General features: G+C 37.3%; 22 protein-coding genes and 1 tRNA gene. 15 read left to right on the forward strand and 8 right to left on the reverse strand.

The genetic code is table 11. The features are described from left to right. Positions 1–12 precede the first annotated feature (12 nt). The 7 genes from ACOB80_RS06250 to ACOB80_RS06280 all read left to right on the forward strand — a co-directional run bounded on the left by ACOB80_RS06250 (position 13) and on the right by ACOB80_RS06280 (position 7,146). Complete coding sequence (locus tag ACOB80_RS06250; protein WP_473164956.1) at positions 13–1,761, forward strand: DUF3466 family protein; 1,749 nt, start codon at positions 13–15, stop codon at positions 1,759–1,761. Positions 1,762–1,853: 92 nt separating this feature from the next. Then, positions 1,854–2,252, forward strand: coding sequence for a hypothetical protein (locus ACOB80_RS06255; protein ID WP_473164957.1), 399 nt, complete (start codon positions 1,854–1,856; stop codon positions 2,250–2,252). Between the two features lie 28 nt (positions 2,253–2,280). After that, positions 2,281–2,688 (forward strand): GFA family protein, encoded by a 408-nt coding sequence (locus ACOB80_RS06260; protein ID WP_473165337.1) that lies wholly within the window; start codon positions 2,281–2,283, stop codon positions 2,686–2,688. Positions 2,689–2,924: 236 nt separating this feature from the next. Beyond that, positions 2,925–3,836 (forward strand): lipase family protein, encoded by a 912-nt coding sequence (locus ACOB80_RS06265; protein ID WP_473164958.1) that lies wholly within the window; start codon positions 2,925–2,927, stop codon positions 3,834–3,836. Between the two features lie 128 nt (positions 3,837–3,964). Further along, complete coding sequence (locus tag ACOB80_RS06270) at positions 3,965–6,226, forward strand: alpha-N-acetylglucosaminidase (RefSeq protein WP_473164959.1); 2,262 nt, start codon at positions 3,965–3,967, stop codon at positions 6,224–6,226. Positions 6,227–6,306: 80 nt separating this feature from the next. Continuing rightward, positions 6,307–6,561 carry a hypothetical protein gene (locus tag ACOB80_RS06275; RefSeq protein WP_473164960.1) on the forward strand — a complete coding sequence of 85 codons (255 nt, stop codon included), beginning with the start codon at positions 6,307–6,309 and terminating at the stop codon, positions 6,559–6,561. 78 nt (positions 6,562–6,639) lie between these two features. Beyond that, positions 6,640–7,146 carry a GNAT family N-acetyltransferase gene (locus tag ACOB80_RS06280; RefSeq protein ID WP_473164961.1) on the forward strand — a complete coding sequence of 169 codons (507 nt, stop codon included), beginning with the start codon at positions 6,640–6,642 and terminating at the stop codon, positions 7,144–7,146. Between the two features lie 58 nt (positions 7,147–7,204). On the opposite strand, the gene gap is transcribed toward ACOB80_RS06280, so the two are convergent. Continuing rightward, complete coding sequence (gene gap, locus ACOB80_RS06285) at positions 7,205–8,200, reverse strand: type I glyceraldehyde-3-phosphate dehydrogenase (RefSeq protein WP_473164962.1); 996 nt, start codon at positions 8,198–8,200, stop codon at positions 7,205–7,207. 248 nt (positions 8,201–8,448) lie between these two features. Here gap and gnd point away from each other — a divergent pair, with 248 nt between their 5' ends. Further along, entirely contained in the window at positions 8,449–9,969 is a 1,521-nt protein-coding gene (gene gnd / locus ACOB80_RS06290) for an NADP-dependent phosphogluconate dehydrogenase (RefSeq protein ID WP_473164963.1), read from the forward strand. A gap of 1 nt (position 9,970) precedes the next feature. After that, the gene (gene msrB / locus ACOB80_RS06295; RefSeq protein WP_473164964.1) at positions 9,971–10,351 is read left to right on the forward strand and encodes a peptide-methionine (R)-S-oxide reductase MsrB; all 381 of its coding nucleotides are present in this window, start codon (positions 9,971–9,973) and stop codon (positions 10,349–10,351) included. 34 nt (positions 10,352–10,385) lie between these two features. Here the strand turns inward: msrB and ACOB80_RS06300 are convergent, their stop codons facing one another. After that, positions 10,386–11,210 (reverse strand): DUF2989 domain-containing protein, encoded by an 825-nt coding sequence (locus ACOB80_RS06300; protein ID WP_473164965.1) that lies wholly within the window; start codon positions 11,208–11,210, stop codon positions 10,386–10,388. Positions 11,211–11,347: 137 nt separating this feature from the next. Between ACOB80_RS06300 and ACOB80_RS06305 the strand changes: the two genes are divergently transcribed. After that, positions 11,348–12,796: a glyceraldehyde-3-phosphate dehydrogenase gene (locus tag ACOB80_RS06305; RefSeq protein WP_473164966.1), complete on the forward strand. Its 1,449-nt coding sequence runs from the start codon at positions 11,348–11,350 to the stop codon at positions 12,794–12,796. A gap of 119 nt (positions 12,797–12,915) precedes the next feature. After that, positions 12,916–13,113, forward strand: a complete 198-nt coding sequence (locus ACOB80_RS06310) for a cytoplasmic protein (RefSeq protein WP_473164967.1) — start codon at positions 12,916–12,918, stop codon at positions 13,111–13,113. Positions 13,114–13,123: 10 nt separating this feature from the next. Here ACOB80_RS06310 and ACOB80_RS06315 read toward each other — a convergent pair whose 3' ends face one another. The 6 genes from ACOB80_RS06315 to ACOB80_RS06340 all read right to left on the reverse strand — a co-directional run bounded on the left by ACOB80_RS06315 (position 13,124) and on the right by ACOB80_RS06340 (position 15,993). Further along, a complete protein-coding gene (locus tag ACOB80_RS06315) occupies positions 13,124–13,459 on the reverse strand; it encodes a TusE/DsrC/DsvC family sulfur relay protein (RefSeq protein ID WP_473164968.1) in 336 nt (111 codons plus the stop codon). Continuing rightward, on the reverse strand, positions 13,459–13,755 hold the full coding sequence (locus ACOB80_RS06320; protein ID WP_473164969.1) for a hypothetical protein: 297 nt from the start codon (positions 13,753–13,755) through the stop codon (positions 13,459–13,461). Before ACOB80_RS06320 ends, ACOB80_RS06315 begins: the two co-directional genes overlap by 1 nt. Positions 13,756–13,757: 2 nt before the next feature. Beyond that, positions 13,758–14,117, reverse strand: a complete 360-nt coding sequence (gene tusC / locus ACOB80_RS06325; RefSeq protein ID WP_473164970.1) for a sulfurtransferase complex subunit TusC — start codon at positions 14,115–14,117, stop codon at positions 13,758–13,760. Then, positions 14,114–14,482, reverse strand: coding sequence for a sulfurtransferase complex subunit TusD (tusD, locus tag ACOB80_RS06330; protein WP_473164971.1), 369 nt, complete (start codon positions 14,480–14,482; stop codon positions 14,114–14,116). Before tusD ends, tusC begins: the two co-directional genes overlap by 4 nt. Before the next feature lie 68 nt (positions 14,483–14,550). Then, positions 14,551–15,219 (reverse strand): Bax inhibitor-1/YccA family protein, encoded by a 669-nt coding sequence (locus ACOB80_RS06335; protein WP_473164972.1) that lies wholly within the window; start codon positions 15,217–15,219, stop codon positions 14,551–14,553. 153 nt (positions 15,220–15,372) lie between these two features. After that, on the reverse strand, positions 15,373–15,993 hold the full coding sequence (locus ACOB80_RS06340) for a DNA-3-methyladenine glycosylase I (RefSeq protein WP_473164973.1): 621 nt from the start codon (positions 15,991–15,993) through the stop codon (positions 15,373–15,375). A 190-nt stretch (positions 15,994–16,183) separates the two neighbouring features. Between ACOB80_RS06340 and ACOB80_RS06345 the strand changes: the two genes are divergently transcribed. The 4 genes from ACOB80_RS06345 (at position 16,184) to ACOB80_RS06360 (ending at position 21,507) form a co-directional block, all read left to right on the forward strand. Then, a tRNA-Ser gene (locus ACOB80_RS06345) sits at positions 16,184–16,274 on the forward strand. 532 nt (positions 16,275–16,806) lie between these two features. Next, positions 16,807–19,833 carry a YncE family protein gene (locus tag ACOB80_RS06350; protein WP_473164974.1) on the forward strand — a complete coding sequence of 1,009 codons (3,027 nt, stop codon included), beginning with the start codon at positions 16,807–16,809 and terminating at the stop codon, positions 19,831–19,833. A gap of 596 nt (positions 19,834–20,429) precedes the next feature. Next, positions 20,430–20,906: an RNA polymerase sigma factor gene (locus ACOB80_RS06355; protein ID WP_473164975.1), complete on the forward strand. Its 477-nt coding sequence runs from the start codon at positions 20,430–20,432 to the stop codon at positions 20,904–20,906. A 1-nt stretch (position 20,907) separates the two neighbouring features. Then, positions 20,908–21,507 (forward strand): hypothetical protein, encoded by a 600-nt coding sequence (locus ACOB80_RS06360; protein WP_473164976.1) that lies wholly within the window; start codon positions 20,908–20,910, stop codon positions 21,505–21,507. Positions 21,508–21,606: the final 99 nt, after the last annotated feature.

The raw sequence follows: 21,606 nt of genomic DNA on the forward strand, positions 1-21,606 counted from the left end.
TAAAGTAGTTACATGAACAAACTAGTAAAATCAGTACTTTCATTAAGTATTACCGCAGCGCTTTGTGTGTCTGCATCACAAGCGGCCACATATAAAATCATCGATAAAGGTGCGGCGTCTAAATTTAAATACACTTACGCTCAACAAGAAAATAACAATGGACAGATGGCTGTGTCGGGTACAGACATGTACAACTTTCCTGTTCAGTATAGTTATCTAACAGAGGAAGATTTCGACTCTATCGTCCTAGATGCTGAGCGCAATCATGAATTTGTTCACGGTATTAACGATATTGAAGACGAGACAGCACTGCGTGCAGGCAATCCAACGGGCAATGATTTTTATTGGGTAGAGCGTTACTTTAAAACTACTCGCGCAAATAATGAGCGTTATCAACAATATGGTTCGGTAGTAGCGATGACGAACTACGGCGGAGAATCAATTGATTTCGCAGTTTATGATCAATTCTTTGAAGGAACTGAAACACTAACTCGCTCTACGGTTGATTTTGTCAATGGCATTACCAATCAAGGTTGGGTTTACGGTAATGGCTCAGCACCTTATTTACCTGAGCAATTTGTTGATGCCGACGGCGAAGAAAAAACGTTCTGGATTAGAGAATTTACTACTCGAGGATTTTTAACTCCGGATAGAGGCCAAACAATATTACCTATTCTGCCACCTGAAGCGACTTACGGTGGTGAGTCTTCAGTACTCGACGTTAGCGACAACGGTATTGCTGTAGGCTTTGCTAGTGTGGGCATGGCTGCAAGTGTATTAGAACGAATTGAAAGTGAAAGCGGTGGTTGTGCTGACCCAACTATACTTGAAAATATTCCAGTAGAAGCTTGTATACAAACATACGTTGGTGGTTTATACCATAAAGAAGCCTACAAATGGAATGTTGATGAAAGTGGGACTATTAGTTCAGAAAGGCTAGGGTATTTAATAACGCCACATGAAGATGATGAGCGTCAATTTGAAAGCGTTGCACAGGCTGTAAATAGCCATGGCGTTGTCGTTGGCTATTCTCACGGCTGGTACGATGAAACAGTTACCGAGCCAAGCGTAACTCAAAGAGCAGATATTTACGCTGTTGTCTTTAAAGATGGTCAAGTTAGAGATTTCACTGAAGATCACAGCCAACACTTCAATCAAAGAGCTTACGATATAAATGATAACGGTATCGCTGTAGGTCATACATCTTTATACAGTAATGGTTATATTAGAACACGATTTTTCCACGTAGATACTAACGAGGAAAATTCTTTGATGACATTACCTGATGGTTTTTTTGATGGTTCAGCAAGTACAGCTAGAGCAATTAATGAGCATAATATTGTCGTAGGTAATGCGGAAGTTGAGACTCATAACGATAGCACTGATAATCCGCGACGTACTCATGGCTTTATGTATGACATTGCCACTGACACTTTTTCAGACCTTAACAGCTTTTTGCCTTGTAAGTCTGAATACACGATTATCGAAGCTAACGATATCAACGATAACAACGAGATATCAGCTGTTGCTATTATCAAAGTAGATCGCAGAAATGGTTTAGGCGAGATCATGCTTGATGATGATGGCGAACCGTTAAAAGAAGATGTCGTTAGAGCGGTTAAATTGGAGCCTTTAAGTGGAGGCGAAATTGAAGACTGCTCTGCAGTTGAAGAAAAAGTTGAGCGCAAAGGCGCAGGTTTTGGCTTTTTTGGAATCGCTCTACTAGCTTTATTCGGTTTAGGTCGCAGATTTAAACAGTAAACAAACGAAATACTTGTTTTTGTAAACCCGTAAACGATACACTCGTTACGGGTTTTTTTATCTCTATAAGCTAAATTCAAAAGGGGAATTTGATGTTAAAAGCTTTTTGTGGGTTAGCTCTAGCCTGCTTCATTTCAACAGCCAGTGCGAATCAAGATGTTTTAACGGTTGATCGCCAAATTACATTACTTAACGAATTTTCATTTCCAAATGATAAAAACATTCAACCTGATATAGGGCCTTTTAAAGTGCTTAGCGTTGTTCCTATGAGCAGTGAATCGGGTGAACGATGGGCCTTATTAACGATTGAAAATACCGAAGCAGGTCAACGAACCTTAAATCAGAACCATTTAATTGCGTTGCTAGCAAACGGTGACAGAGTGTTCCCGGAAAAATTCAATCAGCATTTTAAAGGCCATGAGTCGCTTTCTTTGTCTGTAAAATTCATTAACAGTAAATTCCCTGTCATTCAGGTTTATAGTCGTTATTAACTTAATAAAGTATTTAAAAGAGGTGTCCATGTATAAAGGCAGTTGTTTATGTGGTTCGGTCCAATTGGAATTATCGGGTAGTATTACTGATATTATCCATTGTCATTGTTCGTTATGTAGAAAATCTAGTGGTACAGCGTATGCAACCAATGGATTTATCGAAAGCCACGATTTGCACATTACCGGAAAAGAATATCTGTCCTTTTATGAAGTTAAGCCAGGGAAGAAAAGGCATTTTTGTAGAGTTTGTGCTTCTCCTATTTTCAGCTCAAATGACCAAAATAAAGATAAACTTAGAATACGGTTAGGAATCTTTGATTCAGAAATAAGTGAGCGTCCTATCTCACATAACTTCGTGAGCTCTAAAGCCTGTTGGGATGACCTAGACGATACATTGCCTCGTTATAATACTCACGAACCATCTCGCCAAAAGTAACTTTCTATCAAAAATTGTTCATTGTGCTACATTAAAAGGGAAACAAAAGGACTTTGTTAGCCCAATTTTAGGTAGTATCCGTTTTATCTTAACAAGTTTTAGTCTTTTGATTTTAAAAAACTGGATAAAGTTTTATTAGTTATCAAACATTTATCTATTGCACAAACGATTGAATACAAAAGTCATGTTAGTTGATCGCAGCTTGCTGTATATGACTAATTTTTAAGGACAAAACAATGACTTCAACTGTAGATTTAAATTGTCGATTACTATGCGCTTGTGAAGTTGCTTCTTTTATACAGACTGATGGCTCTTTTACGCCTGAACAACCTTATTACGACGCGGTTGGTTTTGAAAGCTCACCAACTATTATCAGTGGTGGCCCTGACAATATCGACGCTTGTTTGGTAGGTACTTGTGCTGATTGTGTTATTGTCGCTTTTAGAGGAACATTGGCCCCAGAAGTAAATTTGCCGTCTATTTTAGATTGGCTTCAAGATCTAATGGCGTTTACTATTTCTGTTGATGGCTTGCCAGGTAAAGTACACGACGGGTTCTATAATTCAGTCAAGGCTATCTGGCAACCGTTACTCACTGCAGTACAAGAACAGTTACAAAGTGGGTTACCTTTATATATCACGGGTCATAGTAAGGGAGCTTCTATGGCGACTCTCGCTTCAATTATGTTAAATAATCTAGAAGACATAAAAGCAGAAAAAGTGGTTACTATTGCTTCACCCAATACCGGCGATGAAACGTTTATGCTGGGTTATAATAAGCTATTTTCTCAAACTCGTTATATCAATTCACAAGATCTTGTTCCTTTTATGCCACCAACTCCTGCGCTAGCTGTTGAATTTGAGAAACTTCCCGTTATAGGTGAGATTTTTAAAGGTATAGCAGACTGTAATTATCAGGCCGTTGGACAAGGGGTTTATATAGATTCTAATTATCGAACAACTTCAGAATCAGATCATCCGATAGAATATGCTGCAGCAATAGTCGCAGATCTTATTAACATCAAGGAGGATATTTCAGATGGGACCTGGCAATCAATTATTTCCGCACATACTGAAAACTGTGGTTCTGGTTACATGAATGGTGTATGCCAAGATTCTGTTTGCGGCGTATCGACTAAAAATATTTAAGGTAATGTTATGTATTGGTAGAAATTGGTTATTTTCTACCAATCATCTAAATTTTTAACTGATTATAATGTATGCAACTCGTCGAACTAAATAGGTTGTTCGACTGTTTAACTAAAGTTGCAGGTGTTATGAAAACAATAATCAAAAAGTTCATTACTGTTTTTTCTTTTTATCTCTTTAGCTTACATTCTTTGGCATTAGACTCAACTGTCTTTGAAGACGAACAGCCGACAAGGCAAGATCTTAATTCCGTCGTTGCAGCGCAACTTGTTTTAGACAGAGTGCTAGGCAAAGAGATGAGTCAACGATTTCATCTATCTGTATCTAATTTCCCTGGTTTAGAAAGCGATACATTTGACCCATTTCAAATATCAGTTAGTGATAACAAAATATTTATTAGCTCTTCTAGTGCTATAGGATTAACTCGTGGGGCCTATCATTATTTAAAGCAACATCATGATGGCTTGCTTACTTGGTCGGGGAGTTCATTTGAGCTCCCGAAAAATCTTAACTCATTAGTGACCCAACATCAGAGTCCCTATCAATACCGGTATTATTTCAATGTTGTTACTCATGGATACTCAACAGCTTATTGGGATTGGGCACGATGGAAAAAAGAAATAGATTGGATGGCTATGCACGGCATTAATATGCCGTTAATAGCAGGAGCTCATGAGGCGATATTATTTAAAACGTTTTTAAAACTTGGCTTAAGCAAAAAAGAAGCTTTAGCCTACTTTTCGGGGCCAGCTCATTTTCCTTGGAATAGAATGGGAAACTTAATTAATTGGGATGGTGGAGACACTATTCCCACTGGTTACTTTGATAAGCAAATTAAGCTAACACATCAAATGTTAGATTCAATGAGAAGCTTGGGAATGAGCCCAATCGTTCATGCTTTCGCAGGATTTGTGCCTGAAGGATTCAAGCGTTTATATCCTGATGAAAATGTTAGGCGATTATCATGGGGAGGAGGACTTCCTACTGACACATATGGATACTTATTGTCACCCACTAGCCCTATGTTCGAAAAAATAGGTAAGTTATATATAGAACTGTGGGAGCAAGAATTTGGTAAAAATGAATTTTATCTGGCTGATAGTTTCAATGAAATGGATGTACCTAAAATGGATTCAGAAGAATCACTTCTAGCTGAGTTACAAGGGTATGGTGATAAAGTTTACCGTTCTATTAAAGCGGCTAACCCCAGTGCAACCTGGGTGATGCAAGGCTGGACATTTCCATATCATAAAGATGAAAATCGAGAACGCTTTTGGACCGCGCAGCGTTTACATGCGCTTGTCAGTAAAGTGCCAGACGATAAACTCCTCATTCTAGACCTCGCAAACGAATATAATAAACTTTGGTGGAAAATAGATCCTTCATGGAAGCTTTATGACGGCTTTTTTAACAAAAAGTGGATTTATTCTTTTATCCCCAATATGGGGGGAAAAACACCACTGAACGGCGTTTTAGACATTTACGCGAGTATCCCGATTGATGCATTAACGTACAAAGATAAGGGTAACTTAGTGGGGTATGGGATAGCTCCTGAGGGCATTGAAAATAATGAAATGCTCTACGAATTAACCCTCGATATGGCATGGACAACAGAAAAAATTGATTTGGCTAAATGGCAAGAGCAATATGCAGTTGCTCGCTACGGACAAGCTCCAAAGTCGTTGTTATCAGCCTACAACTATCTAAATAATTCAGCTTATGGAAGCTTTGTCGATCATCCTATCCATCGATTTCAATTAAGGCCTTACAAAAAACCAGAGGGTGTAGAAGATCACGCCACGGTACACGAATCTCAAGATTTTGTTCATGCTACAGTTGCTTTCTTAAAAGCAAGAAAACAATTAAAAGATAATACTTATTATCGTTATGATGCTGTTGAAATAACGTCTTTGTTCTTAAGTTTAGTTATTGATGACTTACTCCATCAATTCGAAGCTTTGCCAGACGACAATCTTAATTATCAACTTATAGACGAGGCTGTATCTTTAATGTTTGCAATGGATAAACTTCTCGCTGAGCACCCGAATTTTCAGCTGGACGCATGGGTAGGTTGGGCCAGGAGTTGGGGAGACAATAAGGAAGAAAAATCCTATTACGAAAGTAATGCTAAAAGGCTGTTAACTACCTGGGGAGGGGATCCCGTTAACGATTACTCTGGTCGCGTCTGGAGCGGGTTAGTTAAAGATTATTACTTGCCTAGATGGCAGAAGTACCATGAAAATAAAAGACTTGGAAAGTCTTTTAACGTTCGTCAGTTCGAAGAGCAATGGATCAATTCTACATATGTATATAAAAAAGAAACATTTAAAGAACCTTTGAATGAAGCTGCTCGCCTTGTCGAGCGCTATAAAAACTATTTACAAAAATAATGTGGCTTAACGCAACTTTTTTTGGCTGGATCTCGTCTTTGTTATTAATACAATATTTATGCGTGTGAAAAAATAAAGTTATGTTTAATTCAACTGTATTAAAAAACAAAAATATCATCATTATCAGCCTTGGCTTTGCGATCATGATTTGTCACATTATGTGGTTAGATTCAAACAATACACGACTAGCAAAACAGGTCGACCTACTTTCAAATCAGCTCTCAATATCGCAAAAAACCAATAGTAGCCAAACGAATCGGCTTAATGAGCTAGAAAGAAAACTAGATTTACTCGAAGAGCAAGCGGAAGCTAACTTTGTATTATTGAATAAGTGATAACGTTTAAATGTTGACGACATTAAACGTCAAATGAAATACTCGACAAAATTAGGTATATCCAATAAGGAATTTTTAATGGAACTAGCGCAAACGCAACGCTTAATTATTCGTCAAGTTAGGGAAGATGATTGGTCTTTTATGCTAACTTTGCTTAACGAAAAGTGTTTTATTGATAACATTACCGATAAAAATGTGAAAACCAAAGACCAAGCAAAAGCATTTATTAGAGAAAGTGCTTTTGAAAGCTATGAAAAATATGGCTTTGGGCCATATATTGTTGAGTTAAAAGATAGCGAAACTGCAGTCGGTATTTGTGGGTTCTATCAAAGAGAGGTATTTGAATTACCTGATTTAGGTTATGCCTTTTTGTCGGCGCATCATGGGAAAGGCTATGCGAAAGAAGCAGCACTAGCAACACTTGAAATTGGCAACAGTCATTGTGGTTTGGATAAAGTGTTGGCTATTACTAAACCTGAAAACCTTTCTTCTAACAAACTGCTCAATAAAGTAGGTTTTAATCTAATTGATAAGGTTGAGCTTTACGACGTAATGAACAACTTGTATGAGATAGAACTAAATTAAGCTAATAAAAAAGCCCTCTAAGGGCTTTTTTATTTACTAGCTAAAAGTAAACGTGAATCTACTTTGAAATAAAAGCAACTAAATCCAAGACCTTATTTGAATAGCCAATTTCATTGTCATACCAAGATACAATCTTCACGAATTTATCTGTCAAAGCAATACCTGCACCAGCGTCAAACACTGAGGTACAAGTCTCACCAATAAAGTCGTTCGATACAACCTGATCTTCGGTGTAGCCTAAAACGCCAGCCAAATCATTCTGAGAAGCCTCTTTCATCGCCTGACAGATTTCTTCATAAGTTGCAGGGTTTTCGAGGTTTACCGTGAGGTCTACTACTGAAACATTCGGCGTAGGTACTCTAAATGCCATTCCCGTTAATTTACCGTTTAGCTCAGGAATTACTTTACCTACGGCTTTCGCTGCACCTGTAGAAGATGGAATGATGTTTTGACCGGCACCACGTCCACCACGCCAATCTTTTGCTGACGGACCGTCGACTGTTTTTTGTGTCGCTGTAGTTGCGTGAACTGTCGTCATTAAGCCGTCTACAATTCCCCACTTGTCATTTAATACTTTCGCTACTGGTGCTAAACAGTTTGTCGTACACGACGCATTCGAAACAATATCTTGACCAGCATAGGTGTCGTTATTTACGCCCATAACAAACATAGGGGTTGCATCTTTAGAAGGAGCAGACATGACAACTTTTTTAGCTCCTGCTGTTAAATGTTGTCTGGCACTTTCATCAGTTAGGAATAAGCCTGTAGATTCAACGACAACTTCTGCTTCAATCTCATTCCACTTTAATTGTGCTGGATTTCTTTCTGCAGTCACACGGATTACCTTGCCATTAACGACTAAGTTACCATTATCTACTTCTACAGTGCCGTTAAAGCGGCCGTGTGTTGAATCGTATTTAAGCATATACGCCATGTATTCAACATCAATTAGATCATTAATACCGACAACTTCTATGTCGCTGCGCTCACAAGCCGCGCGAAAAACAAAACGCCCGATGCGTCCAAAACCGTTAATACCTACTTTAATGGTCATATTTCTTTCCAACTAATTACGATGTAGTAAAATTACACCAAATTGTAAAAATTACAAGAAAAACTTACAAAAAGGTAATTGTTGCTCCTTTAAACACCACTTTAATTTAACAAAATAAAATATTATTACATTTTTATGAGATTTTATTATTTTTTGCATGAACTCCGTTTGCTAGCGTGATAAACTGCGCGCTATAAAATATACAACAATAATTATTTAATTATACGCAACCTCAATCAGGACTTGGCATGACTGAACAAGAACAACTTTGTGATATTGGTTTTATTGGTCTAGGTGTTATGGGAAAAAACCTAGTGCTAAATTTAGCTGATAACGGCTACAAAATCGCAGCTTTTGACCTAGATAATGAAAAAGTTAATTTAGCTATTGAACAAGATCGCCGTGAAAATAATGGACAAGAGGACAGAGTCGTTGGCTGTTTTTCATATACGGAGTTATTGTCTAAATTAAAAGCTCCACATTTAATTGTTTTATCTGTACCGGCCGGTGCACCAGTAGATCAAGTATCCGAAAGTTTGATTGGTGCAGGTATTCAGCCAGACGATATCGTTATTGATACCGGCAATAGTTTATGGGTTGATACAGTAGCTAGGGAAGAAAAGTATAAGAGTAACTTTATTCTGTTTTCTTCAGCGGTATCCGGTGGTGAAGAAGGTGCGAGATTTGGACCTTCGTTAATGCCGAGTGGTTCCCCCTATGCTTGGACAAGAATTAAACCTATTTGGGAAGCAATCGCTGCTAAAGTTGACCCTGAAAATGGTAAACCTATTGTTCGTAGCCAACCAGGACAAATAGTTGAAGGTGGCGATCCTTGTACGGCGTATATTGGCCCTGCTGGTGCAGGTCATTACGTTAAGATGGTTCACAATGGAATCGAATACGCGGATATGCAAATTATTTGTGAAGCCTATCATGTATTAAGAGCTGGCTTAGGGCTTTCTGCAGAAAGTATCGCTGATGTATTTGAAAAATGGAATCAAGGTCCACTAGAAAGTTACTTACTAGAAATTTCAGTAGAAGTGTTACGCCACAAGGTTGATGACAAACCGCTAGTAGATCTTATTTTAGATAAAGCGGGTCAAAAGGGCACTGGTTTATGGACTGCTGTAAGTAGTTTAGAAGTAGGAGCGCCTGCGCCTACTATCGCTCAAGCGGTATATGCCCGTTCTATCTCTTCGTTTAAATCGCTAAGAGAGCAAGCTGAAAGTGTGTTGTCTGGTCCAGAGAACGACACATTAACGCCACAAGAAGAAGAAACATTTATTAATCAGCTACAAGATGCTATGTACTGCGCTAAAATTTGTGCATACGCTCAAGGGTTTCAGTTAATGAAATTGGCGGAAAAAGAGCATGGCTGGAAACTTGATTTCGCCAGTATTGCTAAGATATGGCGTGCCGGTTGTATTATTCGCGCTGTTTTTCTTCAGTCTATTACGCAAGCGTATGAAAGAAATGAAGAGCTAGAAAACTTATTACTTGATAACTTTTTCGCACAGCAGCTAAATCAGTACCAATCTAACTGGCGTCAAGCTATTGCTAAAATTACCTTGATGGGAATTCCTGCTGGAGCACTTGCTTCTTCACTTTCTTATTATGATTCGATGCGCCATAGCACTTTACCTGCTAACCTTTTACAAGGGCAACGCGATTACTTTGGTGCGCATACGTTTGAAAGAGTAGATAAAGCGTCAGGCAAAAAGTATCACGTACAGTGGGGATCTGAAGAGCGTAATATCGTTAAAATCTAGAATGAGTGATCACGATAACTACAAAGATAAGTTGTCTCCAGAAGCGTATCAAGTGTGTCGTTTGGGGGCAACCGAATATCCTTTCTCAGGAAAGTACAATGACTTTTGGCTTGAAGGTCAATATGTCTGTGCGTGTTGTAGTGCATTATTGTTTCATTCTAAGCACAAATTTAATGCAGGGTGTGGTTGGCCGAGCTTTTGGGCAAGTGAACCTCAGTCGATTAAATACTTAGAAGACAATTCTCACAATATGAAAAGAACGGAAATTAAATGTGTTAAATGCGATAGCCATTTAGGGCATGTATTCGACGATGGACCACAACCCACGGGTAAAAGATATTGTGTTAACTCACTAAGTTTAGATTTTACCGAACAATCTTAATACCAGCCAATTCACGCGATTTACTGCACCTAAGTTAAAACTTAGGTGCAGTAAACGTCCCATCTTTAATTTTGTTCAGTGTTGATTGCGCCACTTGATCAAGAAAGTTATTATCCAATTGATGCTTAGTCGCGTAGTAATCTATTGTTTGGGCTGACGTATCCGTATCGGTTTCATCATAGAGATAAAGTACCTTTAACCATATATACGATTGTTTAAAATCATCTCGTTGTGCAAACACTGAGGATAGGGTTTTGAAGATTTCTTTATCAAATGGCTCTTCACCTTTGTATAGTTCTAACGCATGAAATAAAGACTTTAAGGTTTTCATTTCGTCTCTTTTCATATAATAGGTTGCTAACTCTACTTGAGATTCTGGTGTTTCTAATTCTTCCTTTCCTTCATAGGTTAAGAATTTTTGTAACGCTTCTTTGTCTAAATAACGAGTCCAATGAAAATATAAAAGGCGAGGGTGCATCGAATCTTTGGTTTGCTCAGAAATTTCTTCGATTCGAGCGCGTGCTTTCATCATATTGTTTACACGCTTCGTTTTCTTTTCTTTTAATTTTATGTGCTCAATTTTCGCAGCATGACTGACACATTTATCATAATTTTCATAAGCAATTAATTGATTAAATTGATGAATGTCTGCGGGATCATTTTTTTGAGCTAAATTAGCCTTACCTACGGCTATTCTTTCTTTTTTACACCAAGAATCTTCGTGAAATTCCTCACATATTTCTGGGTTTTCTTTGCAAATAGACGCAAAACTACCACCATTGTCGCAAGCTGTAAGCAGTCCGCCAATTAGGAATGCCAGAAAAGTTTTAACGACAGCTTTATGATGTTTAAATTTCATAGAAATAAATTTTTTGTAATTAGTGGCGAAAGCTTTCATATTCAATTACAATGCGCACCGCAAATAACTATTGTTAACTTCCTACTATAGTTAATAATAGTTCACTGTTCAATCGACTGATATATAAGGTTTATGCAATGACTTCTCATCTTGAGGAACAATATCAAACTAGCTGGCAAGAACGTCAAACATTCGCTGAAAACATGCAACCAATTATTGGTCAGCTTTTCAGAAACAAAGGAATCGAAATTTCAGTATATGGCCGACCGTTGGTAAATGCTGATGCAATTGACATTATCAAAGCTCATAAGTCTGTAGCACTTCACGAGGAAACAAAACTACGTTTACGTGAAAGCTTCCCATTCGTTGAAGCTTTAAGCAAAATGGAATTAGCACCTGCGCGTATCGATGTTGGTAAACTTGCATATCGTTACCTTTTCAAAGGCGAAGCAAACGGTTTATCAATTGAACAGTTTTTAGAAAAAGAATTAACTGAAGTTTGTCGTAACGTAGAGCAAGCAGAGCCACAAGACGTAGTGCTTTATGGTTTTGGTCGTATCGGTCGTTTATTAGCACGCCTTATGATCGAGCGCACTGGTCCAGCTTCAAACATGCGTTTGCGTGCAATTGTAATTCGCCCAGGTAAAGATGGCGATTTGGAAAAGCGTGCGAGTTTACTTCGTCGTGATTCAGTGCACGGTGCGTTTAACGGCAGCATCACAATTGATGAAGAGAACAACGTTATTAAAGCAAACGGTGCCTTCATCCAAGTCATTTATGCAAAATCTCCTTCTGATATTGATTACACTGCATACGGCATTAACAACGCATTGGTTGTAGATAACACGGGTATTTGGTCAGACGAAGAAGGTTTAGGCCAACACTTACAATCAAAAGGTGTAGCTAAAGTATTACTTACTGCTCCTGCTAAAGGCGACATCAAGAATATCGTTTACGGTGTAAACCAAGATATGATCTTGCCAGAAGACAAGATTGTTTCTGCTGCTAGTTGTACAACTAACGCAATTACTCCAGTATTAAAAGCGTTAAACGACAAATACGGTATCCGTAACGGTCACGTTGAAACTGTTCACTCGTACACAAACGATCAAAATTTAATTGATAACTACCATAAGTCACCTCGTCGTGGTCGTAGTGCACCATTAAACATGGTTATTACTTCTACTGGTGCTGCAAAAGCTGTTGCAAAAGCACTTCCTGAATTAAAGGGCTTGTTAACAGGGAATGCTATTCGTGTTCCAACGCCTAACGTTTCAATGGCTATTATGAACCTTAACCTTAAAGAAGCGACTGACACCGAATCATTGAATGATTACTTGCGTAATATCTCTTTAAATTCTGACTTAAAAGATCAAGTTGACTACACAGCGTCTACTGAAATCGTTTCAACTGACTTAGTTGGTTCTCGCTACGCAGGTGTTGTAGATTCACAAGCAACTATCGTTGATGGTGACCGTGCTGTTCTTTACGTATGGTACGACAATGAGTTTGGCTACAGCTGTCAAGTTGTTCGTGTAATGCAAGAAATGGCTGGTATTTCAGTACCTACACTACCTACTAAGTAATTGTTTTACAATGTAGATACAAAAAAGGCGCTTTTAGCGCCTTTTTTATTAAAGGATTTTCAACTACAGTCGATATAAAGAATGATAGTGAAACGCAGTACTTTTATAAGAGAGGTTTTATGTCTATCAATTTATCGTCAGCTACGGATGCTGTTCAATCAAATACTTCAACGGCTAACGGTGTTTTAACGGCCAATAAAGCTAAAGACCAAAAAGAGATTGAAGGTAAGATGGCAATGGATTTAATCCAATCTGCCAGCATCAATACTCAAACTCCTGTTGGGAATAGTGGCCACAATATCAATATAAAAGCGTAAAAGTTTTTTATTAGATACAGCGTGCTGGCTTAGGCAAACCTGCGTATTTTGTCGCTTGTTTGGCTGGGCCTTCTTTAAATAAACGATACAAATACCTGCTACTCGCTTTTTCTTCGCCAAATTCAGCCTTCATTGCTTTCGTAAGTGCTCTTATAGCGGGCGACGTATTATATTGCTCGTAAAAGTCTCTGACAAAGCGTATAACTTCCCAGTGAGCTTCTGTTAGCTCCATATCGTCAGCTTGCGCGATTAAAGGTGCTAATTCCTCGCTCCATTCTGTGTGATCTAGCAAGTAGCCTTGTTTATCAGTAGGTATTTCTTTGCCGTTAAATATTAATGCAGACATTAATTTTTCCAAGTAATTACGTTTTTATGCGTTAAAAATAGTGAGGGTAGTTGTTCGAGCGAGATCATTTTGATTTTGCTGTTATCTAGCAAATCAGCAACGTTTAAATGTCTAACGTCAGCATGCTCTTTAACTAAACAAAGCTGTTTGTTGTTAATTGTTTGCGCTAATGAGTTAACGTTGTAGCTTGAGTCGTCGAGAAACACTATTGTGTCTGCGTCATTAACTGAATCAAAAAGATTGCTCAAACCACTAGGAGTTAGGATTTCTCTTACTAGATATAAAGTATCATTCATGGTTAAAACACCAATACATTATTGTGTTGTTTAATTGAATTTTCTAACTCAACACGACTCAGCAATTTAACGCCCTCAATATGAAATTTTTCATCAACGCCGAGCTCTTTTAAGCTTTCCTGACAAACATAAATATTTTCAAGCTCGTAAAACTCGAAAGCCGAAAAGGTTTTAAGAAAATCTTTGATAAGTAATTTACTAGGGTCGTTATAGTCAACGAGTTGCAATACGCCTTGACCTTTAAAGTATAAATGAGTGTCTTGCTCGTAACTGCCAAATATTAATGACAAATCCATTGCTTCCTTAGCCGTTTCATGGCCAAAAGGGGGCTTAGTATTTACAATAGCGATAGATTTACTCATAACTGCACCAATTTGTCGGCTTGTTCATGTAAAACAACTAACTCGCCTAAACCAGACACAGTAAATTGCTCATGCAAAACATTAATAGCGTCGTCTTCTGGAAGTAATCCATACTTTTCTGCAGCAGTACTACATAAGTGAAGGTTAATACCAAAAGTGTCTGCTAGCTCGCACCATAATAAACTGACGTTTACTTCATCTGAAGGAAACTTTGCTAATTTAGAGGCGTTAGTTACTCCAGACTGATAAAAGAACACGCCCGTTACTTCTATTCCTTGCTCTAGCGTTGTTTTTACAATTTGATAGGCTGTTTTAGTGAAATGATCAACTACCGATGTGGTGACCATAAAAGCAAGTTTCTGCAATTTTTCCCCCAAATAAAAAAAGCCTCGTTAAACGAGGCTTTCTATTATACGTTAGTTTTTAACGAAGATTAATCATCACCGCCAAAAGCGCCTAATAAATGTAGAAGGCTAGTGAAGATATTGTAGATGTTTAAGTATAAAGAAACTGTCGCGCGGATGTAGTTTCTTTCGCCACCGTGAATGATACGGCTTGTATCAAACAAGATAAGGCCAGACATAATCATGATAATACCTGCGCTAATCGCTAACGACATAGCAGGGATTTGCAAGAAGATGTTCGCAATCATAGCAACAATTGCTACGATTAAACCAACCATTAAAAAGCCACCCATGAATGAGAAGTCTTTTTTGCTTGTTAATGCGTAACCTGAAAGTGCGAAGAAAATAAGTGCTGTTCCACCTAGTGCTTGCATAATTAACGAACCACCACCAGGTAGGGCTAGGTAGTAGTTAAGCATTGGCCCTAAAGCACCGCCCATTAAACCTGTAAATAAGAAGATCCAGCCAATACCGCTAGCTTTGTCAGCTTGGCGATTTACAACAAATAAAACACCAAAAGCTACTAATGTCATGACTAAACCGGCTAAGTGAGATAGACCCATTGCCATAGAAATACCAGCTGTAACTGCACTGAATGCTAAGGTCATTGATAAAAGCAGGTAAGTATTTTTCAATACCTTATTGATTTCAATTGCAGAGCTCTGGCTCGCTGTTTGAAAACCCATATTAGATTGCATAAACATTCCTCTAAGAACTTTAGTTATATTTGTAAGATAAGGCGTAATTCGAGAAGTTCAAGTATATTTACCCCGAATTTACATCTTGTGACATATTATGACACAAGGATTTTAAATTGCTATGTGTTTATTTCAGTAATTTGTGTGAAAAATTTAATTATTTGTGTCTTTCACTTCAATAGCTGAATTGTACTGCTCAATTATTTCAGTTCTACGAAAGCAATCAACAGAATGATCATTTATCATTCCACATGCTTGCATGTGAGCATAACAAATAGTTGAGCCTACAAATTTAAATCCCCGTTTTTTAAGATCTTTGCTAAATTTGTCAGAGATTTCTGAGGTAGCAGGGTAGTCTTCTAGTTTTTCCACTTTGCTAGCAATTGGCTTGTTATCGACAAATGCCCACATGTATTTACTGAAAGAATCAAATTCTTGTTGAATTTCTATAAACCGTTGTGCGTTGTTAATGGCTGCTTCTATTTTTTTTCGGTTTCGGATAATGCCTGTATCTTGCATTAGGCGTTCAACATCTTCTTCGGTCATAACCGATACTTTATTAACATCAAACTGATGAAATGCGTTACGGTAGCCCTCACGCCTTTTTAATATGGTGTACCAGCTTAGACCCGCTTGAGCTGACTCTAATGTTAAGTACTCAAATAATGTTGGATCGTCGTAAACTGGTACTCCCCATTCTTCATCATGATACTTCACATAATCAGGTTTCGAAACGTCCAGCCAAGGGCAACGACACGGTTCATTATTTGTCATAATTGCATATCCTATGTGCAAAATGATTAAAAATTTATCGAACAAACGTTAACGAGTAAATTACTGCTTTACAAGCTTTTATTAAGTGCTTAATATGCGCTTCGTCTTCAGCAAGAAGACGAATTAAAAAAGAGGTAATAGTAATATTGCTTCCCGATCACCAAATTGGTTTTCGGTTAAAAAGTTTCTAGGTGAGATGGCTGAGTGGTCGAAAGCACCGGTCTTGAAAACCGGCAAGGGTTTGTAGCCCTTCTAGGGTTCAAATCCCTATCTCACCGCCATACAAAAAGAACCCGCCTACTAGGCGGGTTTTTTGTATCTGTAGCATAAGTATTTTAACCCGTGTCAGGGTTCACAAAATTGTCTGGAACAATTTTGCATAGCGTAAGCTAGCCCGCAGGGCAAAATACAGGGAGGTATTTTGTAAATCCCTATCCCATCGCCTTATTGTTTCCTATGTTCGCATCTAGTGATAAATATCCCGACAGAAGTCTACCTTTTTCTTATATAGTTTGATGTCTTTTATCAAAGCTATTAATAAAGCTCCTGTTCAAACAATAGAGCCTTCGCGCACAATATTACTCTCAAAAGACAAAGCATAAATAGAATATCAATCTATTAAAGTTTGGAAGATGGGAAATATAGTGGTGCTATTTGATAGTCATTAAATTTCTTATGCGGTGGCTTTTTATGAGCTATCTAATTGACTTTCTAAACTTTTTTAACTGATAATTGTTCCAATTTCAATCAAAACGTTTAAATACGTATAAAGTGCGTATTCTTATGTTAAAAGCTTTTAAACGGAAGAAATAGATGGATATTAATTTATTATCGAAGCGATACTTATTTATCCTTTTGGCAACTTTTGTCATCGGTTGTGGTGGAGGTAGTGGAGGAGGAAATTCTTCACCATCTTCACCATCTTCACCATCAACGGGATTAACTCCTGTTTCTGCTTATTCACTTAAAATAACTGAAGATAATGCTAGTGTAATCGCATACGGTCCTCTATATGCAGAGGGCATTTTACAGCTTTCTGATTCAGTACTATCTATATTTTTAGACTATTACGGAAATGTTTCTTATGCTGGGAGTTGCGTGCAAGAGGTCCCTAGTGAACAAGGCGCAGTATCAATTGATCATAAAGATTCGAATAGTAACTTTGCTATTGAGGCCGGTGAAATAATTAACATTAAATACGTTTCATGCTTTGATAGGGTACTAGTTGACGACGTAACAGGAAGTGTTGAGCTAGAGATTATTGAATTTACTGTCGATGAAAATAACAGTATTGCAATGGAAGCTAATTTGTCTACTGAGAATTTTCAGATTCACTCTAAAGAAGAGGGAACATCAGGAACGATATCAGCGAGCTTCAAAATAAAATATAATCTAACCGATGATGAAATTATAACGGTTGAATCGGGTGATAATGGTTTCTTTCATTTAACACAACAAGAATTAACTGAGTCAGCCAAAAATTTCAAACTTTCTAAAACCACTTTTTTTGAGCAAGGCTCTAGTTGGTATGAAAATGAGACGAGTTTTCAGATTGAATTTGATAGCTCTAGTTTAGGCGGCACGTTTAAATGTGAAGCAGATCTTATCCATTTTCAAACTAACTTTCCAACATCTTCGGATAGTATATGTTTTGGAGATAACAGTTCGGTAAAGCTTTTTAATGACACTGTAAGTTTAGATGATAACGGTGATAACTCGTATAAAGTTTTGGGTAATATTGTCTGGGGAGAAGCATTTGAAGGTTACATATACTCAGACTCTCATAGAGTTGGAAGAAACCAAAGTCTAGCCTCTGATTTGCAAGTTGGACGTAGCACTCTGCTTGCTAAGCAAGTTTTTGAGGACAAATTAAATAATAGGCTATTAATCTTTACTACAGAACTCGATGCCACCTTTCCAAACTCCTTAGTTTCAATGGATGTCAGAACAAATGAAGTTGCTGAATTGATAAGCTTTAACAACACTAAGTTGGAAAGTATTGTGTTTTCATATGATGCCTCCCAATACTGTTCTATATTGGAAGAAAGTGATGTTTTTACTTGTTATAACTTATCTAATAATTCCGAAATATTTAGTTTAAATGTCGATCATGGATATGAATCTGGAGATCCAAATTTCGATGAAGCAGAGGTAGTGATTTGTGATGCAGTGGCAGCTAACTTAGCTACTGGTTATTATGCTTTAAGGGTTGGCAAGAAAGGTTATAAAGACTGTACCAATATTGTCTTAGTTCAAAGTGGGCAGCAATTACCTTTATCCTATCGAAATGTTCCAGATATTAATTATTCAGGGATTGATGGGCTTCAAAATTCGATAATATTTTCACCTGACGATAAATCGCTATTTTTAGATGCTGGAGGCCATACATTTATAGATTTATTTTCAGTATCAATTAATGAAAACGGTTTTGGAGAATTGTTAAATATATCTCTTTCATCAGATAGCAGTCACGACTTGTCTATTGTTGGCGGTTTATTATTCGACAAGCGTAGTATGTATGATCCAATTGATTTTACAAAACTCGGGAAATTTGAAAGAAAAGATAGTTCACACTGGAGTGAACATTACTCGGCTAAGTTTTTTGATGTAGATGAAAACAAAGCATATTTTTTGGAAAAAGATGACAAAGTTATAGTTTATTCTTACGAAAAATATTTACCTGTAGCAGAGTTTCCTCTTAAATTATGGAGTGGAAATAAAGTAACGGCAATGAACGCCACTGACTCACACCTACTAGTTTTTAGTGGTGCCGGAGTATATGCCATTCCGAAAGAAGAACTTAATGTGCAAGATAAATATAATAAAGCATGTGAGCTTAGTATGGACAATGGTGATGGATACTGGGGGAGTATGGATTGCCAGTTTTCAAATGCACTCTATGATTCAACAAGAAATCGGGTTTATGGCACGATACCTAGTGTATTTGGTATAAATGGAAATTCTGTTGCAATTATTGATTTGGAGTCTAAAGAAACAATTGAACATGTTTATGTAGGCTCTGAGCCAACTTCTATGAACCTGTCTGGAAATAAAGAAAAGTTATATGTTGGTTTTGATGAAACGGACAAAATTATTGAAATTGATTTGGAAACATTTTCAACTAAAGAAGCGCTAGTGGTAGCTGCAAAACACTTAACTCCTGAATTTCCTTTTGATATTGATATTGTCGTTGGACAAATATTTTATATGGCTGCTTCCCCTTATTCTGATGAAGAGTTTATAGTAGGCGTTGACGAAGACTCAACGTATCTTAGCTTGTATCATTCAAACCAAAGTGAAATTACCGAGTCATCGATAGAGGGAATTAATAGAAATGATCTTGGCGATGTAAAAGTTTTTTTCACTGAACATAACCGGTTTATTAGTATAAATCGATATGGGGGAGTAAAGGAGTTTGAGATAAGTGACGGTGAGATTCAGGCGGTAGAGACGAAATATCATAATGCCACAGTCGCCAATAACTCAGTTGTCTTAAAGGAAAAATTACTTTACTACACTTGGGGAGATATATTTGATATGGCCAACGGAGAAACGACTACTCCTTTTAATCTGGGTGTTGATCGGTATGATTATGGCAGCCTAACTTTAGATGAAACAGCTGGAAATATATATTTTGTAGGCCATGGTTTACATGGAAACCAAGGCGTAACTATTAGCAAATATTCATTAATAACGGGTGAGTGGCTTGGCGGGTTGAATGAAGATGTCATGAAATGGCCTCGTAAAAGTGGGGTCAGTTTTATTACAAACGAAGGGATCATTGGAGCTACGAATTCTAAAGGGAAGCTGTTTTTAATCTCAGACTCTTCACTTAAGTAGAAAGGTAATTGTACTAGAGGAAAAACTGCTTTAAGTAGTTTTTCCTCGCTGGCAAGCTTCATTCAGGTGAAATGCTGTTTTGGTACTACTTCTAGCTGTAAGTCACTAGTAATTTTATTGGGCACGTTTATTTAAGTAAAACACAATATTTTCACAAAACAATATAATTATAATAAATATCAATAAGTTAATCGAATACAAAAATCGCAGGGGTACAAGGTAGAGTATCGCTACTAAGTCCCATGCAATTAATTTAATAAAAACAAATAGATAAGCTTTATTTGGGCGGCATGATGTAGTGCGACTTGAGTCGCGTAGGTCACTAGCCTAACAGGACTCGTTTATAGTACGTGCTGTGTTTTTCACCTTTATCCTTTTCATTATTTGACTCAATAAAATTAAATGATACCCAGATATTAATCATTTGGCATTTTTTATGTCTCAAAACAGTTTGTCTTGTATCCTTTGATTAGCAGCATAATTTCAACAGGTTACGACCATTAAACCAATATTTGTAAATTTTTTATTTTTTTATGACACAAACGAGTAATTGTTCCTACTAACTAAATATCTAACTTTGAAGTGATAATAAATATATGCGTAAAGAATTTGAACAAATGATTATTAGTAACCAAGGGCGAATACGCTATATCGCTTCTAGGTATAGTCATGACAATGAATTTGACGACATATATCAAGAAATTTTACTTCAACTATGGCGAAGTTTTGATTCATTCGATGGGAATTCAAAGCTTGAAACCTGGGTTTATAAGGTATCTATAAATACTGCCTGTACTTTCGTTCGTAGTGCTGTAAAACAATCTAGAGTGAAACAGTCTGTTCTTGCTAATTTGGCTAAGGCAGAAATACCACCTCAAGAAAATTGTCAAGCTGATGTCTTAAATAGGTTCATGGATAGCTTAAATGACACAGATGCGAATTTACTTATGATGTATCTAGATGGGTTGAACTCGGAAGAAAGCGCGAAAGTGTTAGGGATAAGTTCAAACGCTGTTAGATCGAGAATAAAGCGAATTAAACAAAGTTTTGAAAATCAATTTTTAGGAGATTGAAATGAAGCTAGATGATTTAAAGCAGGACTGGCAAAAAACAATCGAAACAGAACCAGTATCAAACGATTTTGAAAAGGTCATTTCAGCTATTGAAAAAGAAACAAATAAAATAGATAAGGAAATTAAACGTCGAGACTTTCTAGAAATATCGATCGCGATTCTTCTTATCCCGTTTTGGATATATGGGTTAACAATTTCAGTAAGCACTATGCAAACTATTGGTTGTATTGTTGCGATAGGCGCAGGTTTCTATATTTCTTACAAATTGTTAGCGGCAAAGAAGGGAAACACAGAAAAAAGCGAAAATATCAAAGAGTTTTTATTGCAAGAAAAGCAAAAGTTATCTAAACAAAAAAGGCTGCTAGAAACGGTGGCGTGGTGGTATATCAGCCCAATAACACTAGCAATTTTGCTTATCACTTTAGGCAGTAATGTTAATGAAGCCGGAATTCCACAAATACCCTCAAACATGTATTGGTATTACATTTCACTTGTTCTTCTCGTGGTGGGCGTTTACGGCCTGAATAAACGAGCGGCTAAGAAAAAGTTTGGCCCTTTACTGTCAAATGTCGAAAAGCGTTTGCTAGAACTCGATAGTTAAAGTCTATTACCTAAATCAATTCAAATACACACTTAAGTTAATCTACTCAGTTCTATAAGAGGGCTGAGCAGGGTTAGTGCAACCAAAATTTAGTGAGAT

It is taken from the genome of Thalassotalea coralli (assembly GCF_055786205.1).

Bases quoted from the DNA above. Each gene is read 5' to 3' on its own strand.
- ACOB80_RS06265 (WP_473164958.1), top strand. From the start codon at position 2,925: ATGACTTCAACTGTAGATTTAAATTGTCGATTACTATGCGCTTGTGAA.
- ACOB80_RS06360 (WP_473164976.1), top strand. From the start codon at position 20,908: ATGAAGCTAGATGATTTAAAGCAGGACTGGCAAAAAACAATCGAAACA.
- tusC (WP_473164970.1), bottom strand. From the start codon at position 14,117: ATGAGTAAATCTATCGCTATTGTAAATACTAAGCCCCCTTTTGGCCAT.
- msrB (WP_473164964.1), top strand. From the start codon at position 9,971: ATGAGTGATCACGATAACTACAAAGATAAGTTGTCTCCAGAAGCGTAT.
- ACOB80_RS06350 (WP_473164974.1), top strand. From the start codon at position 16,807: ATGGATATTAATTTATTATCGAAGCGATACTTATTTATCCTTTTGGCA.
- ACOB80_RS06300 (WP_473164965.1), bottom strand. From the start codon at position 11,210: ATGAAATTTAAACATCATAAAGCTGTCGTTAAAACTTTTCTGGCATTC.
- gnd (WP_473164963.1), top strand. From the start codon at position 8,449: ATGACTGAACAAGAACAACTTTGTGATATTGGTTTTATTGGTCTAGGT.
- ACOB80_RS06310 (WP_473164967.1), top strand. From the start codon at position 12,916: ATGTCTATCAATTTATCGTCAGCTACGGATGCTGTTCAATCAAATACT.
- ACOB80_RS06315 (WP_473164968.1), bottom strand. From the start codon at position 13,459: ATGTCTGCATTAATATTTAACGGCAAAGAAATACCTACTGATAAACAA.
- gap (WP_473164962.1), bottom strand. From the start codon at position 8,200: ATGACCATTAAAGTAGGTATTAACGGTTTTGGACGCATCGGGCGTTTT.
- ACOB80_RS06305 (WP_473164966.1), top strand. From the start codon at position 11,348: ATGACTTCTCATCTTGAGGAACAATATCAAACTAGCTGGCAAGAACGT.
- ACOB80_RS06275 (WP_473164960.1), top strand. From the start codon at position 6,307: ATGTTTAATTCAACTGTATTAAAAAACAAAAATATCATCATTATCAGC.
- ACOB80_RS06270 (WP_473164959.1), top strand. From the start codon at position 3,965: ATGAAAACAATAATCAAAAAGTTCATTACTGTTTTTTCTTTTTATCTC.
- ACOB80_RS06280 (WP_473164961.1), top strand. From the start codon at position 6,640: ATGGAACTAGCGCAAACGCAACGCTTAATTATTCGTCAAGTTAGGGAA.
- ACOB80_RS06255 (WP_473164957.1), top strand. From the start codon at position 1,854: ATGTTAAAAGCTTTTTGTGGGTTAGCTCTAGCCTGCTTCATTTCAACA.
- ACOB80_RS06340 (WP_473164973.1), bottom strand. From the start codon at position 15,993: ATGACAAATAATGAACCGTGTCGTTGCCCTTGGCTGGACGTTTCGAAA.
- ACOB80_RS06250 (WP_473164956.1), top strand. From the start codon at position 13: ATGAACAAACTAGTAAAATCAGTACTTTCATTAAGTATTACCGCAGCG.
- ACOB80_RS06260 (WP_473165337.1), top strand. From the start codon at position 2,281: ATGTATAAAGGCAGTTGTTTATGTGGTTCGGTCCAATTGGAATTATCG.
- ACOB80_RS06320 (WP_473164969.1), bottom strand. From the start codon at position 13,755: ATGAATGATACTTTATATCTAGTAAGAGAAATCCTAACTCCTAGTGGT.
- ACOB80_RS06355 (WP_473164975.1), top strand. From the start codon at position 20,430: ATGCGTAAAGAATTTGAACAAATGATTATTAGTAACCAAGGGCGAATA.
- ACOB80_RS06335 (WP_473164972.1), bottom strand. From the start codon at position 15,219: ATGCAATCTAATATGGGTTTTCAAACAGCGAGCCAGAGCTCTGCAATT.